The sequence below is a fragment of the Shewanella sp. 3_MG-2023 genome (assembly GCF_030548765.1).
GTDB lineage: Bacteria > Pseudomonadota > Gammaproteobacteria > Enterobacterales > Shewanellaceae > Shewanella.
Map to the genome: position 1 here is coordinate 12,762 of NZ_JAUOSH010000020.1, position 16,154 is coordinate 28,915.

Genomic DNA, 16,154 nt, shown 5'->3' on the forward strand with positions numbered 1-16,154 from the left:
AGGGTTAGTGACAATCACGGCACTATAGGTGGGTCAGTCAAAATACTGAAACTTATGGGATGTATAGATGAGTATCTAACCTTATGATAGTTTGAATTATTAGCTGTTTATTTAACACTATTTAGCCAGAAGAGAGACTTAACTATTAAAGCTATTTAACGAATAAACCACTAAAGCAAGGAATTTAACTCACGGACAGAGTAGCGTAATTCCCGCTGCGTTGTGACACAATGTTCTGGTCAACTCCAACCGGACACTTTTCTAAAAGAGATTTCAAAATCTATCGGTGATTGATCAGCATTTGCCGAATGCAGTCGTTCAACATTGTAATATTTCATATATTTCGCCACATCATCACACATATTTTGACGAGTTGGCTGTGGTACTTTTAACAACCAGTCATGCTTTAAACTACCAAAAAATCGCTCTACAACAGCATTGTCCCAACACGCTCCCACATCGCCCATACTTGCTCGGCAGTCCAATTTTTTTAATAAACGTCGATAACCTTTACTGGTATATTGCGAACCTCTATCGCTATGAAACACCAAGCCTTTAGGTGGTTTGCGCAAGTTGTAAGCCTTCAAGAATGCGTTCTCAACTAAGCTTCGTGTCATTCGCTTAGATATGTTCCAGCCAACGATTCTGCGAGAATACAAATCCATTACCACTGCGAGGTACAGCCAGCTTTCGCCTGTTTTAAGATAGCTCACATCGCCTGCCCAAACTTGATTTGGCCCTACAGGATTAAAATTCATATTAAGCAAATTGTCAGCCACACTATCACTGTGCTTACGCTTTGTGGTGACTTTATAAGCAAGACGTTGCGTTACATGCAGATTCAGTCGCGCCATTAACTTAATGGTGCGATAACGTGTGATGCTAAACCCTTCTTTGCGTAGCGCTTTAGCTAACTCTCGACTACCTAAGCTGTTTCGACTGGCCTTGAATAATGCTTTAGCTCGACGAAACAATGCCAAGGTATCGGCAGTGATAAGCTCACCAGGAATTTTAAGCCAAACGTAATACGCTGATGTACTGACCTGCATCACTTTGCACGCCATCGAAATAGGATATTTCGTCACAAGAGTCTTGATAAATGAATACCTTACTTCATTTCTTTCACAAAGAAGGCGCTGGCCTCGGTGTGCCCCTTGGGTATTTTTAGGATTTCACGCTCCATTAATAAGCGCTTATTCTCTTTGCGTAACAGCATCAGTTCGGTGCGTTCATCGACAGATAAGGTATCACCTTATGCCTGCTTTTTGTGTTTAGAAGCCCAGCTGTAAAGGATTTTATCTGTGATCCCTAAAGAAGCTGCTGCTTGAATTATTGTGTAACCTTGCTCAAGCACCAAAGCCACGGCTTCTTGTTTAAAGTCTTCTGGATACTGCTTATTTATTCGTTTAGTCATATTCACCTCAATAATGGCATTATATTCCTTTATTAAAGTGTCCGGCTAATTCAACCACAACAGTCAGTATTATTAATGCTGTATTTGTCTTTCGATTGACTCATTTCCCCTCAATTATTTACGACAGAGTTTACCAGAATTCAATGATAATGAATGTAATATTTATTGTTTTCATTATCACAAGTTACTGATGTTAATAGGATGTTTGTTTTTGTCTGTTTCTTAAAACATTTAGTTTGAAGTGCTACATTGAAATTTTAGTGAAAGTGTAATCTAGGCTAATAATTAATAGTTGGATAATTTGCGGGCTGATTTATAGCTGGTTTTTTATTATTTTAAGTTTGCTTAAAGGTTCGTTTAATAAACTAAAAAAACAAAAAATTAAAATAGAGATGTTTTATATCCACTAGCCATAAATGTTACTGGCATTTATGCTGTGAAAGTGAATATGGACTCAACGAAGGTAGGGATAGAATGACAATGACAAGTGAATCTACTGAAAAAGCGCCTGGCTTTTTAGGTAGAGCTTTAGATGGTATTGAGAGAGTTGGTAATAAATTACCAGATCCTGCGATGCTGTTCTTAATTTTAATGTTCGCCGTATGGGCTATCTCAGCTTTATTGTCGGGTGTGAATTTTGAGGCGATTGATCCTAGAACAGATAGTCCAATTGTGGTTAATAATTTATTGAGTGCAGAAGCGTTAACTCACTTTCTAACCTCAATGGTAACCACGTTTACAGCATTTGCACCGCTAGGTGTTGTTCTTGTGGCCATGTTAGGTGTAGGTGTTGCTGAGCAATCAGGCTTTATTAATACAGCACTTAAACAAATGCTAAAAATAACCCCGGCAAAGTTTTTAACACCAGCGGTTGTGTTAGTGGGGATTATTTCTCATACCGCAACTGATGCGGGTTATGTGGTCGTTATCCCACTTGCTGGGGTGATATTTTTTACTGTTGGTCGCCATCCATTAGCTGGTATTGCCGCGGCGTTTGCAGGGGTATCAGGCGGTTTTTGCGCCAACTTTATTCCCTCAGGAATTGACCCACTATTACAAAGCTTTACTCAGTCGGCAGCGCAAATTGTCGATCCTGATATTCAAGTCAACCCACTCAATAATTGGTTCTTTGCAGCTTCATCATGTATCCCAATTACCTTAACAATTTGGTATTTAACCGATAAAATTCTTGAGCCAAGACTTAATCGTAGCCATAAAGTAAAGCGTGAAGAAGTTGATTTACCAGCAATGGAAGAGGTTACTTCTAAAGAAATAAATGCATTTAGAGTGGCATCGGCGGTGATGTTGGCCGCGATAGTTGGCTTTTTCTCATTAACTATTCCTGAAACATCAACCTTACGCGATGCTAGTGGTTCGTTAACCAGTTTTAGTGCGCCATTGATGCAATCAATTGTGCCGTTAATCTTTATCTTCTTTGTATTGCCAGGTTTGGTTTATGGCTTTATGACTGGCACCTTTAAAAGTTCAGCCGATGTGGTGCAGGCGATGTCAAAATCAATGAGTGGCATGGCGCACTATATTGTAATGGCGTTTTTCTGTGCCCAGTTTGTCGCTGCATTTTCAGCGTCAAACCTTGGTGCGTTAATTGCGGTAGAAGGCGCAGGCGGCTTAAAAGCCATGAACTTGCCTGCTGAAGTTACCGTTATTGGCATGGTAATTTTAGTTGGTTTCGTTAACCTATTTGTTGGTTCATCGTCGGCTAAATGGGCACTGATTGGGCCGGTACTGGTTCCTATGTTGATGCAGCTCAATATTAGCCCAGATTTATCCCAAGCCGCTTACCGAGTGGGCGATTCAAGCTCTAATATCATTACCCCATTGATGCCATACTTCCCGTTGGTGGTAGTTTACTGTCAACGTTATGTGAAAGGCATAGGTATTGGTACGTTAATTTCTATGATGCTGCCATTTAGCTTGGCATTGTTGTCTATTTGGAGCGCTTGGTTATTGATCTATTGGTCAATTGGTTTCCCATTAGGCCTTGGTGCAAGTTACACCTACGGTTAAGCCCTTAATGATTTAGGCCTACAGTCTACAATCGAATAAACTAAAAAGGACTGCATTTGCAGTCCTTTTGTATATTTGCACAGCGCTTACGCGTGCACACTCGTTGTTTGGGGACTTTGCTGTACTACCGCTACAGGCTGGTGTTGTTCGTCGATCTTTTTAATGCGTTTTAGTTCATTAAATACCATCGGCATCAGTAAAAGACATAAGCTTATATTGGAAAGTGGCACAGCCAGCCAAATACCATTGACCCCAATTATCAACGGCAAAAGCATCAAAAATGGAAGTTGGATCAGCATATTACTTATCGAAATGGTTAAGGATTTACGGCCTTGATTAACGGCCATAAAATACACTGTGGCCACAAAGATAATACCGTCCAAGATTAACGCAAACAGATGTAATCGAATTCCGATTAAAGCTTCAGCCATTAATGCGCCATCGCCATGACTGAACAGCTGCAGCACATTGCTAGGAAACAAGTTTAATACTACAACCAATAACAGTGCGAAAATACAAACGACTTTTGTCGCAAGAATCACCGTTGTTTTGATGTTGGCTATTTGTTTTTTGCCGTAATAATAACTTACCGGTGGCTGCATACCCCCAGCAATCCCTTCTGCTATGAGATAAAACATTGTGGCGATATAGCCGATAATCGCGAAGGCGGCGACATTCACAGCCGAGCCGTAAACCATGAATGAGTAGTTATGTAAGGCAATAATAAAGCTAAAATACATGAACATAAACAAACTGGATAAGCCCAATGTCATTATAGAACCCATAGTCTTAACGTTAATGACATTCAAAGAAAATTGTAATTTAGTATTCGATTTACTCGACATAAAATAACAGCCGCCTAATATCACGACTAAGGTTTGAGAAATCATGGTAGCCAACGCAGCACCATGCAAGCCCATTGGGTAAAGGACAATCAGCAGGTAATCCAATATGATATTTACACAGGCACCTAGCACCATAAGTTGTGTCGCGATAGCCGGGTTTTCATCATTACGAATTAACAGTGGTATTGCAGTAGCCGCGGTTGTAAAAAATGCGCCATAAACAAAAACGTCTATATAGGCCATTGCCATAGATAAGTTCTCACCTTCAGCTTTTTGTAATAACAATAAGTCTTTAGCAAAAAATTGAATGAACAGCGCAGCCATTATGCTAAAGCCAATGAGCAGGGCGATGGCATTATTTAAAATGCGTTTTGATTTTATAGGGTTATTCTCGCCACGGCTGATCGATAATAAGCTGCCTGCACCCATGCCTATCATCATGCCAACACCAATAATACCGCTGATAATTGGCCAAGCGAGGTTGATCCCAGCAAGCCCCTCGAAACCAATGTAATGGCCAACGAAGATACCGTCGATGATTTGATATAAGCCACTGACTAGCATTGCGCTAATCGATGGAATTGCATATTTCCAATAATGTTGCTTCACATTATTAGGGTTAACTTTTTGAGATATGATTAACGACATTTTTTTAAGGCTTGTTGAGAATGAAGCATCATTATCGCACCATATAAGATAGACTAAAGTTGGTTACTATCCGCTAAACGGATAGATTGTTAATGATTCAATTAAGAGTATGAATATGAATTGGTCTATAGAGCAATTACAAGCATTTGTTACTGCCGTGAATTTAGGTTCATTTTCTGCTGCTGCCCGATCTTTAGGAAAAGCGCAGTCAAGGATAAGCAGTGCTATAGCTAACTTGGAAATTGATTTAGGTTTTAAATTATTTGATAGATCTGGGCGTTTACCTGTGCTGACAGAGCAGGGCGAACAAATGTATATTGAAGCCAATGCCGTTATAGCACAATGTGAGCGTTTAAACGCTAGAGCTATGTCGGTAATGACTGATGATGAATTGTCGCTAACAATCGCTATTGACGAAGCTGTACCTATCTCTATTTTCGAAGATTTCTTTGATAAAACCGCTCACCAATTTCCATTATTAAAACTGACTATCTTAAATGGAACCCGAGACGATATTGCACAGTGGGTTGAAATAGGAAAGGCTGATTTAGGTATTTTGTTCTTGGGTGAACAACTGAGTGACAGTTTAGAGTTCTTTACCATTGATAGTTTTCATCAATCTCTAATTGTTGCACCGAAACATCCGTTAGCGTCAATACCAGTGCCAAATATTTCACAATTAAACATGTATAAACAATTTGTTATTTGTGACTTAGAAACCACAGGTAAACCTATTTCAGCTAATTGTTGGCACGTGGACAGCTATTATTATATTACTTCTCTCGTTGCCCGTGGTTTAGGTTGGGCCTTAGTACCGGAGCATATTGCCCATTCAGATTGGTATACAGGCGAGATAATTGAGTTAAGCTGTTATCACATATCGGATTCACTCACCATTGAAATGGGATTAGTGAAGCGACGGGATAAAGGTGCGGGACACATAATGAACTGGATGTTTGGTGAGGTGGAAAAAATGTTCATCGCAGCTAAAAAAGAAAGAATATAATTAAATTTTTATGTCTATCAAAGATGCTATTACTAAAAGTCAGGTCATGACTTAGCGTTAATTAGTGATATTACTCAGTCACTAATAAATGTCTGCGTTGTTGAACGTAAATATTACTGGGTTCATCTGTGGTGAGATCTAAATCAATATTGCTATCGGGTACGCAGCAACATGGCAGGCATTCATCAGCTTCTAACTCAACAAGTGGCTCAGTGATATAGCTCACCTTACCACTAATGATTTTGGTTTTACAGGCACCACAAAAACCACGTCGACATTCAGAGAAGACGTTGACTTTTTTTATTTCTAATACTTCTAAAAGCGTGTGTTGCTGTTGATTAAACAGCAACACAGGTTCCCCATTTAAGCTAACAATGGGGGCTTTTTTTAAATGTCTATTATAGGTCAAAATCTAAAAACTCATCGCTATCAACAGCTGAATCAATTTGTCCTACTAAGTAAGAAGAGACTTCTACTTCTTGTGGGGCAACTTGTACCGCATCACTTTCAAGCCAGTTTTTCATCCAAGGAAGTGGATTAGTTTGCTCAGCATAAGGCTGTTTTAAATTAACCGCTTTCATGCGCTGGTTAGTAATATATTCAACGTACTGACATAAAATCTGTTCATTTAAGCCAATCATTGAACCGTCTTTAAATAAGTACTGTGCCCACTGCTTTTCTTGTTCTGCAGCTTTATAAAAGATGTCATAGGCTTCTTGCTCACATTCAGCCGCAATTTCACCCATTTCAGGATCGTCTTTTCCACCTTGCATAATATTTAAAATATGCTGAGTACTATTAAGGTGTAATGCTTCATCACGGGCAATCAAACGAATAATTTTTGCATTGCCTTCCATTAAGTTACGTTCAGCAAAAGCAAATGAACATGCAAAGCTAACATAAAAACGAATTGCTTCTAATGCGTTGACTGACATCATGCATAAATACAATGATTTTTTAAGAATACGGCTATTAACGGTAATTTCTTTACCGTTGATGAGGTGCGTGCCTTGTCCGTGTAGATTCATCACTTGGGTTAATTCAATCAAGTCATCATAATATTGAGCGATATCACCGGCCCGTTTTAAGATTTCTTGGTTGACGACGATGTCATCAAAAACTACTGAAGGATCATTAACAATATTACGAATAATATGGGTATATGAACGAGAGTGAATAGTTTCAGAGAAAGACCAAGTTTCAATCCAAGTTTCAAGCTCAGGTAACGACACTAATGGCAATAATGCTACGTTTGGTGAGCGGCCTTGAATTGAATCAAGTAAGGTTTGGTATTTGAGGTTTGAGATAAAAATATGCTTTTCATGCTCAGGTAAACTTTGATAATCGATTTTATCTTTACTTACATCTACTTCTTCCGGACGCCAGAAAAAGGATAATTGTTTTTCAATTAACTTTTCGAACACTTCATATTTTTGTTGATCGTAACGTGCAACGTTAACGGGTTGTCCCATGAACATAGGTTCATACATTGGGTTGTTCGGAGTTTGACAGAAAGTAGAGTAAGCCATTTTTATATCCCAAAAAAGCGGGGAAAACTCCCCGCGTTGATATGCTAATTAGTGATTAAATCTTACAAGCGCCGCTTGCACAACCATCGTCTTCTTTTTCAACGACAGTGATGTCATCAAACTGATCCGATGCACCATCACGGGTGTTGTGATAGTAAAGGGTCTTAACCCCAAGCTTATAAGCGGTGAGCAAATCTTTCAGTAAGGTTTGCATAGGCACTTTTTGATTATCAAATCGTGTCGGGTCGTAATTGGTATTTGATGAGATTGCTTGGTCCACAAACTTTTGCATCAAACCGACTAACTGTAAGTAACCCTCATTATTTGGCATATTCCAAAGTAATTCATACTTATCTTTAAGTTCATCAAAGTCAGGTACAACTTGCTTTAATTGACCATCTTTACTGGCTTTAACACTGATCAGGCCACGTGGTGGTTCAATGCCATTGGTTGCATTAGAAATTTGCGATGATGTTTCAGACGGCATTAATGCCGAAAGAGTGGAGTTACGCAGGCCGTGCTGTTTAATATCGGCACGTAAACCTTCCCAATCCATGTGTAATGGCTCGTCACAAATTTTATCCAAGTCACGTTTATAGGTATCAATGGGTAAAATACCTTGAGCGTACGTTGTTTCATTGAACAAAGGACATGCGCCTTGCTCTTTTGCTAAATTGTTTGATGCTTTCAATAAGTAAAATTGAATTGCTTCAAAGGTTTTATGGGTCAAGTTATTACCTGAGCCATCAGAATATTTCATGCCATTCTTAGCAAGGTAATTAGCGAAGTTAATCACACCTATGCCTAGAGTACGACGATTCATAGAACCAAGTTGCGCTGAAATGATTGGGTAATCTTGATAATCAAGCAAGTTATCTAATGCACGTACTGCTAAGTCAGCTAATGGTTCTAGCTCTGATAAATCTTTGATAGCACCAAGGTTTAATGCTGATAATGTACAAAGGGCAATTTCACCATTTGGATCATCAATATTCTTCAACGGTTTAGTTGGCAAGGCGATTTCTAAACAAAGGTTTGATTGCTTAATTGGCGCAACTTGCGGATCAAATGGGCTGTGAGTATTGCAGTGATCAACATTTTGAATGTAGATTCGGCCTGTTGATGCACGCTCTTGCATCATCAATGAAAATAATTCAACTGCTTTAATCTCTTTACGACGAATGCTTAAGTCAGCTTCATACTGAAGGTATAGACGTTCAAATTCGTCTTGATCAGCGAAGAAAGCGTCGTATAAACCTGGCACATCAGATGGGCTGAATAGGCTGATGTTTTGACCTTTGATTAAACGTTGGTACATCAATTTGTTTAGCTGTACACCGTAATCAAGATGGCGAACACGGTTGTCTTCAACACCACGGTTATTTTTAAGTACCAGTAACGATTCAACTTCTAAATGCCATAACGGGTAGAATAGGGTAGCTGCACCACCACGTACGCCGCCTTGAGAGCACGATTTAACCGCTGTTTGAAAGTATTTGTAAAATGGTAAGCAACCGGTATGGAATGCTTCACCACCGCGAATAGGGCTACCTAATGCACGGATACGACCGGCATTGATCCCAATACCTGCGCGTTGACTAACGTATTTTACAATTGAAGATGCGGTCGCATTGATAGAGTCAAGGCTGTCGTCACATTCAATTAATACACATGAGCTAAATTGACGTGTCGGAGTACGTACACCTGCCATGATTGGGGTTGGTAAAGAAATCTTAAATGTTGAAGCCGCGTCATAAAAACGTTTGATGTAATCTAAACGGGTGTCTTTTGGGTAACGCGCAAATAAACAAGTTGCCACTAAAATATACAGGAACTGAGCACTTTCATAAATTTCGTTAGTGACGCGGTTTTGAACTAGGTATTTGCCTTCAAGCTGTTTAACTGCAGCATAAGAAAAGTTCATATCGCGCCAGTGGTCAATATAACCATCTAAAATGGTTAATTCTTCTGACGTGTAATCTTCTAAAATATGCTTATCGTATTTGCCAAGTTCAACCAAGCGAGTGACTTGATCAACTAACTTCGGTGGCTCAAATTGGCCAAAAGCTTTTTTACGTAAATGAAAAACAGCAAGTCTTGCAGCGAGGAATTGATAATCAGGCGCTTCTGGTGAGATTAAGTCTGCTGCTGCTTTAATAATGGTTTCGTGGATTGCTTCAGTTGGAATACCGTCAAAGAATTGTAGATGAGAACGTAATTCAACTTCTGAGACTGAAACGTTTTTCAATCCTTTAGCTGCCCACTCGATAACGCGATGAATTTTGTCTAAATCGATTGTTTCGCGTTCGCCACTGCGTTTTGTGACTGTCATATTGCTGTTCATTAAAAAAGCCTTGATTGTAAAATAGTTTGCGTGATTTAAATTTTGGATCTTTTTTAATCGTCTCGTTTACGATCGCCATTAAATCACAATACGGTCCCTTGTAAGTTGATCATCCATAAGCACTAACAACGTAATATATCCAAGAAATACGAGTGTTATTTGAAGACCCAAAGCAGAAAAAGCCTTGTGTCTTGTTCTGATGTCACACACAAGATATGGTGTTTAATTAAAACTTACATACAAGATAGTGAGGTTTGGGGCGATTTGCAAGCAGCAATTTAGTGAATAAGTTGTGGATATCTTATGTATAGTGGCCAATGTTAGTGAAGGCTAACCTGCTAGGTCAAAATACACGATATTTTGTTGGTTAAGATTAATATTTAGCCGAAAAAAAACGTGAGCTCGATCGCTACAATATTCGGCGATCGATTGTTTTGTTAACAAAATTATTTGCTATTTATATTTAAGATTTGTTAAGGAAAGCCTGATGTAAGTCGGCAACCTTGCTGAACTGAAAATCACTCGGCCATTCATTGGGTTTATCTTGCTCTGACAAATAACCCCATAATGCGATAGCGCCTTTCATCCCAGCATTACGGGCGGCAATTAAATCCCTTTCAGCATCACCTATATATAGGATGTCCTGTGGCAGGCAATTAATTTGCTGGGCAGCAAGTAACATTGGCGCGGTATGTGGTTTGGAGTGCTGGGTGGAGTCACCACTGATAATCGCAGTGAGTTTGTGCTCGATGTTTAAGGCCTTAACCAATGGCCGAGTAAAACGGGCTTGTTTATTAGTAACAACACCATAAGGGATGTCACGTTGCTCTAATAACAACAGAAAATCATCAAAACCGCTAAATAATGATGCTTTTTCACCATTGACCCGTTGGTAATGCACTAACAAAGCTTGCTGAACTTCGATTTGTAACTCATGGGAAAGCTCAGGTATACCGGCTTTTACAAGCGCCAAACTACCATGGGAGGCAGCATAGCGTAAGTTATCAATACTTTTACTAGCGATACCGCGCTCTTGCAAACTTAAATTTAATGCATGGACAAGATCTGGGGCTGTATCAGCTAATGTACCGTCTAAATCAAAGAGTACACCTTTAATCTTGTTCATAGTTATCCTAAGCGTGCTGAAGTTATTAGCGATTACTTAATCCGATTATGAATTAAGTGAAGGATTAAAGTAGTAATGTCACTGATTCACTGCAGTATTACTACTTTAATATTGTTCTACTATTTATGGCTGGCTATTAAAGATGACGATGTGATACTAATCAGCTTTTTGGGTGGCGATCATATAATTAACGTCAACTTTATTCGTGTACTTATATACACCCGTTAAAGGATTAAAGCTTATCCCAAGAGCATCACGGCAATGAAGCTCTGTTTGGTCAACCAAATTGATTAACTCAGACGGTTTAATGAACTTACTGTGGTCATGCGTGCCAACTGGCAGCATCTTTAAAACATATTCAGCGCCAACAATTGCTTGAATATATGACATCAGGTTACGGTTAATGGTTGAAAAGAACACATAACCGTTAGGTTTAATCATATCGCAGCATGCTTTAATCACTGATAATGGGTCAGGGACGTGCTCTAACATCTCCATGCATGTGACCACATCATAATAGCCTTGATGTTGCTGTGCATGTTCTTCTGCGGTCATGGTTTGATATTGGATATCGATGCCAGTTTCTAATGCATGCAGTTTAGCCACTTCAATTTGCGCTTCACCCATGTCTAAACCTGTTACATTGGCACCAATTTTAGCCATGCTTTCTGACAAAATACCACCACCACAACCGATATCTAATACTTGCTTACCAAAAATACCACCACTGGTTTGATCGATATAATTAAGGCGTAATGGGTTAAGTTGATGCAAAGGCTTGAAACTGCCATTAGGATCCCACCAAGACTGGGCCATTTGGGCAAATTTTTCTATTTCTTGATGATCTACATTTTGCGGCGTGGTTTGTTCTTGGTTAGACATGTCGAGAACCCATTAATTATTAGTATTTATTGCAGGTATTATAACCATTGGATTGAATAAACATAGTGAGATGAAGCAAGATTTCACTTTGGTTGACGGAATATTGCTCAATGTCTGCCCATAAAAACGACATCAGTATTTTATGGGGCAATTTATCAAAATGAAATACGCAAATAATGTAATAGAGATAGTTGAATTTAAAGATTTTTTGACAGCTTTTATCCTCGCGTTAATATTTCCTTGTTCTAGGGTCTAGCCTCTTTAAATATCTGTGTTAGAATGCCAAATCACGTTTTTGAGCTACACAATAAAATGGAATAATTATTGTGCGCTAATTTTAGGGGAACGAGCAGTTTATGACTGATCTGGCATCATCAATTTCGCCAATTAACATCGAAGACGAACTAAAGAATTCATATTTAGATTATGCAATGAGTGTAATCGTAGGTCGTGCATTACCTGACGTTCGTGATGGGTTAAAACCTGTTCACCGTCGTGTGTTATTTGCCATGAACGAGTTGAAAAACGACTTCAATAAGCCTTATAAAAAATCAGCTCGTGTTGTTGGTGACGTAATTGGTAAATATCACCCACATGGTGACACGGCCGTGTACGATACGATTGTTCGTATGGCACAACCATTCTCAATGCGTTACACGCTCGTTGACGGCCAAGGTAACTTTGGTTCTGTTGATGGCGATTCAGCAGCGGCGATGCGTTATACCGAAATTCGTATGCGTAAGTTGGCACATTCTTTATTAGCTGACTTAGAAAAAGAAACCGTAGATTTTGTACCTAACTATGATGGTACTGAATTTATCCCAGCGGTTTTACCTACTCGTGTACCAACATTATTAATTAATGGTTCGTCTGGTATTGCGGTTGGTATGGCAACAAATATCCCGCCACATAACATTTCAGAAGTGATTAAAGGCTGTTTAGCATTAATTGAAGAACCTGAGTTATCTATTGAGCAATTAATGGATTACATCCCAGGTCCTGATTTCCCGACAGCAGCCAGCATTAATGGTCGTAAAGGGATCATTGACGCGTATAAGACCGGTCGTGGCCGTGCGATTATGCGCTCAAAAGCTGAAATTGAAGACAATAATGGCCGTGAGCGTATTATTGTTACTGAAATCCCATATCAGGTTAACAAAGCCCGCTTGATCGAAAAGATTGCTGAGCTTGTTAAAGATAAAAAGATTGAAGGTATTACTGGTCTACGTGATGAATCTGATAAAGACGGTATGCGCATAGTTATCGAGATCAAACGTGGCGAAGTCGGTGAAGTTGTTTTAAACAACTTATATGCGCAAACTCAAATGCAATGTTCTTTTGGTATTAACATGGTGGCATTGACCAATGGTCAGCCTAAACTGTTTAACCTGAAAGAAATGCTAGAGTGCTTCATTCTTCACCGTCGTGAAGTGGTGACGCGCCGTACTGTATTTGAATTACGTAAAGCCCGTGAACGTGCTCATATTCTTGAAGCATTGGCTATTGCATTAGCTAACATCGATCCAATCATTGCACTAATTAAAGAATCGCCAACCCCTGCGGAAGCGAAAGTAAAATTAGTGGCACAAGGTTGGGATCTTGGTAACGTTCAAGGCATGCTTGAAAAAGCCGGTGATGATGCTGCTCGACCTGAATGGTTAGAGCCAGAGTATGGTATCCGTGAAGGCAAGTACTTCCTGACTGAGCAACAAGCACAAGCTATTCTTGAGCTACGTTTACATCGCCTAACAGGTTTAGAGCACGAGAAGATTCTTTCAGAATACGAAGAGTTACTTGAGTTCATTGCAAGCTTATTATTCATTCTTCGTAGTCCTGAGCGCTTGATGGAAGTGATAAAAGAAGAATTAGAAGAAATGCTTGAGCAATACGGCGACCCACGTCGTACTGTTATTAACCAAAACGAAGTTGATATGAGTCTAGAAGACTTAATCAATGAAGAAGATGTAGTCGTAACACTTTCTCATATGGGTTACGCCAAGTACCAACCGTTAACTGACTATCAAGCTCAGCGCCGCGGTGGTAAAGGTAAAGCTGCTACTAAAGTAAAAGATGAAGATTTCGTCGAAAAACTATTAGTTGCCAATACCCATGATACGATTTTATGTTTCTCTGATTTTGGTAAAATGTATTGGTTGAAAGTTTATCAACTACCACTGGCAAGCCGTACCGCTCGTGGTCGCCCAATCATTAACTTATTACCATTGTCAGATGGTGAGCGTATTACTGCAATTCTACCTGTTCGTGAATATGCAGATGACAAATATATTGTTATGGCTACCGCTCACGGCACCGTGAAGAAAACCGCATTAACGGCTTACAGTAACCCACGTGCGAACGGTATTATTGCCGTTAACCTTAAAGACGACGATCAACTAATTGGTGTTGATATTACTGACGGTAGCAACGACATCATGTTGTTCTCAAACGAAGGTAAAGTGGTTCGCTTTAACGAAAAAGTACGTGATTCAGAAACCGGTGAAGTGAAGAAAGATCCTGAAACTGGTGAAGACATGATTGCGATTCGTCCAATGGGCCGTACAGCAACAGGTGTTCGTGGTATCAAACTTGAAGATGGTCAGAAAGTTGTTTCGATGATCATTCCGAAAGTAGAAGGTGATATTCTAACTGTCACTGAAAACGGTTATGGTAAACGTACTGATTTAGCTGAATATCCAGCTAAGAGCCGTGGCACTAAAGGTGTGGTTTCAATCAAAGTAAGTGAACGTAATGGTGCTGTAGTAGGCGCAGTTCAAGTTACTGAAACTGACGAAATTATGCTAATTAGTGATAAAGGCACCTTGGTTCGTACACCATCTGCTGGCGTGTCGTTGATTGGTCGTAACACCCAAGGCGTAACGATTATCCGCACTGCAGAAGATGAGAAAGTCGTTGGCTTGCAGCGTATCGAAGAAATTCAAATGGATGAATCTGAACTTGATGCTGAAGCAGAAGGTCAAACAGTAGAAGGCGAAGTAGTTGCAACTACTTCTGATGCTGAAAACCCTGCAACAGATACACCTGCACAAGATGACGAATAAGTTATTCTAGTGACAAAAAAGGATGCCAATTGGCATCCTTTTTTATTGCTTGTCATTTATAGATGATAATGACGTCCGAATTAGTTTTGCTGTTTAAATACATCATGCCAAAAAGCAGAACTCAATTTAGCAATAACTCTCGACTCACCATTCAATAGCATTACCATGCCGATATTCAGCTCGGGAGAATAGGAAATTTCAGCAACATAACCCGCTACCCAACCAGCGTGATAAATTAATGGCCGGCCTTCAAACTCATATACCCGCCATCCTTTGCCGTAATAAGCATTATCAAGGTAGGTACGCCAATCTCGGCGGCGAAGCTCCTTGGTTGTTTTAACGCCTGGCGTCGTCACATCATTAATCACAGCGCTTGAAAGTACAGCAGGTTTCTCGCCTAAGTTGGCGATTAACCACTTGGACATATCAGTAATGCTCGCATTGACGCCTGCCGCTGGAGCCAGTTCATAGTAGTTTGCTTTTACTGATACTTTTTTAAAGCCTGATTTAGTCTTAATGTGTGGCTCTGCGCGATTTTTTTCCGCCATAAATGCTGTATAGCCTGTTGAGGCGTTATTCATCTCTAGTGGCTTAAAGATGCGTTTTTCAATGTAGTTCTCGTAGCTTAGGCCACTTTTTTGCTCAATGGCAGATTCGATAAATGAAAAGGCTACATTCTGGTAGCTATAGCAAACGCCAGGCCTGCACATTGGGGTTATTTCTGAAAACTTATTTAGAATTTTATCCTTGCTTACATTGGCATTGACTAAGTTATCGTAGCTATTTGGCATTAAGCCTGTGCTTTGACCGATAATATGGCCTAGGTTAATTTTCTGACTGGCTTTAGGATCAGCTAATACAAAGCTTGGAAGATAAGCATTTATCGGTTGTTGCCAGTCAAGTTTATTTTCCTGGACTAACATACTGGCCAGAGTACCTGCAAAGGTTTTAGATACAGATGCAAGTCGAAACACCGTATTGGCATTTACATTTAAAGCGCTACCTTTGCTGCGTTTACCGTAATAACTGAGCTTTAGAATCTTGTCGCCTTCGACAATAACAAACGCACCGCCCGGGACTTTGTTCTTTTTAAGTTGCTGATGAAATTTTTGCTTAAATTTATCAGATACACCGTTATAAATTGAAGCATGTGTTGGCTTACTGACAAGGACAGTACTTATTGCTAAAGAAAGCGTGCCTACGATAAAAGCCGATTTTGAAAACATGTAAATATCCATGACCGCGTTACGGTATTTATTATTCTAGTTAACAC

The 16,154-nt window shown here is 39.6% G+C and carries 10 protein-coding genes and 1 pseudogene; 3 read left to right on the forward strand and 8 right to left on the reverse strand.

The window, feature by feature from the left end; all coding sequences use genetic code 11:
* Positions 1-239: 239 nt before the first annotated feature.
* A pseudogene (locus Q4591_RS12490) lies at positions 240-1,414 on the reverse strand (IS3 family transposase).
* 480 nt (positions 1,415-1,894) lie between these two features.
* On the opposite strand from Q4591_RS12490, the gene Q4591_RS12495 reads away from it, so the two are divergent.
* Complete coding sequence (locus Q4591_RS12495; protein WP_102519922.1) at positions 1,895-3,442, forward strand: AbgT family transporter; 1,548 nt, start codon at positions 1,895-1,897, stop codon at positions 3,440-3,442.
* A gap of 86 nt (positions 3,443-3,528) precedes the next feature.
* Here the strand turns inward: Q4591_RS12495 and Q4591_RS12500 are convergent, their stop codons facing one another.
* A complete protein-coding gene (locus Q4591_RS12500; RefSeq protein ID WP_303461268.1) occupies positions 3,529-4,935 on the reverse strand; it encodes an MATE family efflux transporter in 1,407 nt (468 codons plus the stop codon).
* 115 nt (positions 4,936-5,050) lie between these two features.
* Between Q4591_RS12500 and Q4591_RS12505 the strand changes: the two genes are divergently transcribed.
* Entirely contained in the window at positions 5,051-5,941 is an 891-nt protein-coding gene (locus Q4591_RS12505) for a LysR family transcriptional regulator (protein ID WP_102439812.1), read from the forward strand.
* A 70-nt stretch (positions 5,942-6,011) separates the two neighbouring features.
* Here the strand turns inward: Q4591_RS12505 and yfaE are convergent, their stop codons facing one another.
* The 5 genes from yfaE to ubiG all read right to left on the reverse strand — a co-directional run bounded on the left by yfaE (position 6,012) and on the right by ubiG (position 11,822).
* Positions 6,012-6,350 carry a class I ribonucleotide reductase maintenance protein YfaE gene (yfaE, locus tag Q4591_RS12510; RefSeq protein WP_102476838.1) on the reverse strand — a complete coding sequence of 113 codons (339 nt, stop codon included), beginning with the start codon at positions 6,348-6,350 and terminating at the stop codon, positions 6,012-6,014.
* The gene (nrdB, locus tag Q4591_RS12515; protein ID WP_102439814.1) at positions 6,340-7,470 is read right to left on the reverse strand and encodes a class Ia ribonucleoside-diphosphate reductase subunit beta; all 1,131 of its coding nucleotides are present in this window, start codon (positions 7,468-7,470) and stop codon (positions 6,340-6,342) included. The genes yfaE and nrdB overlap by 11 nt, the downstream gene beginning before the upstream one ends.
* Positions 7,471-7,525: 55 nt before the next feature.
* The gene (gene nrdA, locus Q4591_RS12520) at positions 7,526-9,814 is read right to left on the reverse strand and encodes a class 1a ribonucleoside-diphosphate reductase subunit alpha (protein WP_303461270.1); all 2,289 of its coding nucleotides are present in this window, start codon (positions 9,812-9,814) and stop codon (positions 7,526-7,528) included.
* A gap of 463 nt (positions 9,815-10,277) precedes the next feature.
* Entirely contained in the window at positions 10,278-10,946 is a 669-nt protein-coding gene (locus Q4591_RS12525) for an HAD family hydrolase (protein WP_102439816.1), read from the reverse strand.
* Between the two features lie 150 nt (positions 10,947-11,096).
* Complete coding sequence (gene ubiG, locus Q4591_RS12530; RefSeq protein WP_102439817.1) at positions 11,097-11,822, reverse strand: bifunctional 2-polyprenyl-6-hydroxyphenol methylase/3-demethylubiquinol 3-O-methyltransferase UbiG; 726 nt, start codon at positions 11,820-11,822, stop codon at positions 11,097-11,099.
* A gap of 356 nt (positions 11,823-12,178) precedes the next feature.
* Here ubiG and gyrA point away from each other — a divergent pair, with 356 nt between their 5' ends.
* Positions 12,179-14,881: a DNA gyrase subunit A gene (gyrA, locus tag Q4591_RS12535; RefSeq protein ID WP_102439818.1), complete on the forward strand. Its 2,703-nt coding sequence runs from the start codon at positions 12,179-12,181 to the stop codon at positions 14,879-14,881.
* Between the two features lie 80 nt (positions 14,882-14,961).
* On the opposite strand, the gene Q4591_RS12540 is transcribed toward gyrA, so the two are convergent.
* Positions 14,962-16,107, reverse strand: coding sequence for a serine hydrolase (locus Q4591_RS12540; RefSeq protein ID WP_303461272.1), 1,146 nt, complete (start codon positions 16,105-16,107; stop codon positions 14,962-14,964).
* Positions 16,108-16,154 lie beyond the last annotated feature (47 nt).

Excerpts from the sequence above, each read along its gene's own strand:
- Q4591_RS12495 (WP_102519922.1), top strand. The coding sequence starts at position 1,895 with ATGACAAGTGAATCTACTGAAAAAGCGCCTGGCTTTTTAGGTAGAGCT.
- Q4591_RS12500 (WP_303461268.1), bottom strand. The coding sequence starts at position 4,935 with ATGTCGTTAATCATATCTCAAAAAGTTAACCCTAATAATGTGAAGCAA.
- Q4591_RS12505 (WP_102439812.1), top strand. The coding sequence starts at position 5,051 with ATGAATTGGTCTATAGAGCAATTACAAGCATTTGTTACTGCCGTGAAT.
- nrdB (WP_102439814.1), bottom strand. The coding sequence starts at position 7,470 with ATGGCTTACTCTACTTTCTGTCAAACTCCGAACAACCCAATGTATGAA.
- nrdA (WP_303461270.1), bottom strand. The coding sequence starts at position 9,814 with ATGAACAGCAATATGACAGTCACAAAACGCAGTGGCGAACGCGAAACA.
- ubiG (WP_102439817.1), bottom strand. The coding sequence starts at position 11,822 with ATGTCTAACCAAGAACAAACCACGCCGCAAAATGTAGATCATCAAGAA.
- gyrA (WP_102439818.1), top strand. The coding sequence starts at position 12,179 with ATGACTGATCTGGCATCATCAATTTCGCCAATTAACATCGAAGACGAA.
- Q4591_RS12540 (WP_303461272.1), bottom strand. The coding sequence starts at position 16,107 with ATGTTTTCAAAATCGGCTTTTATCGTAGGCACGCTTTCTTTAGCAATA.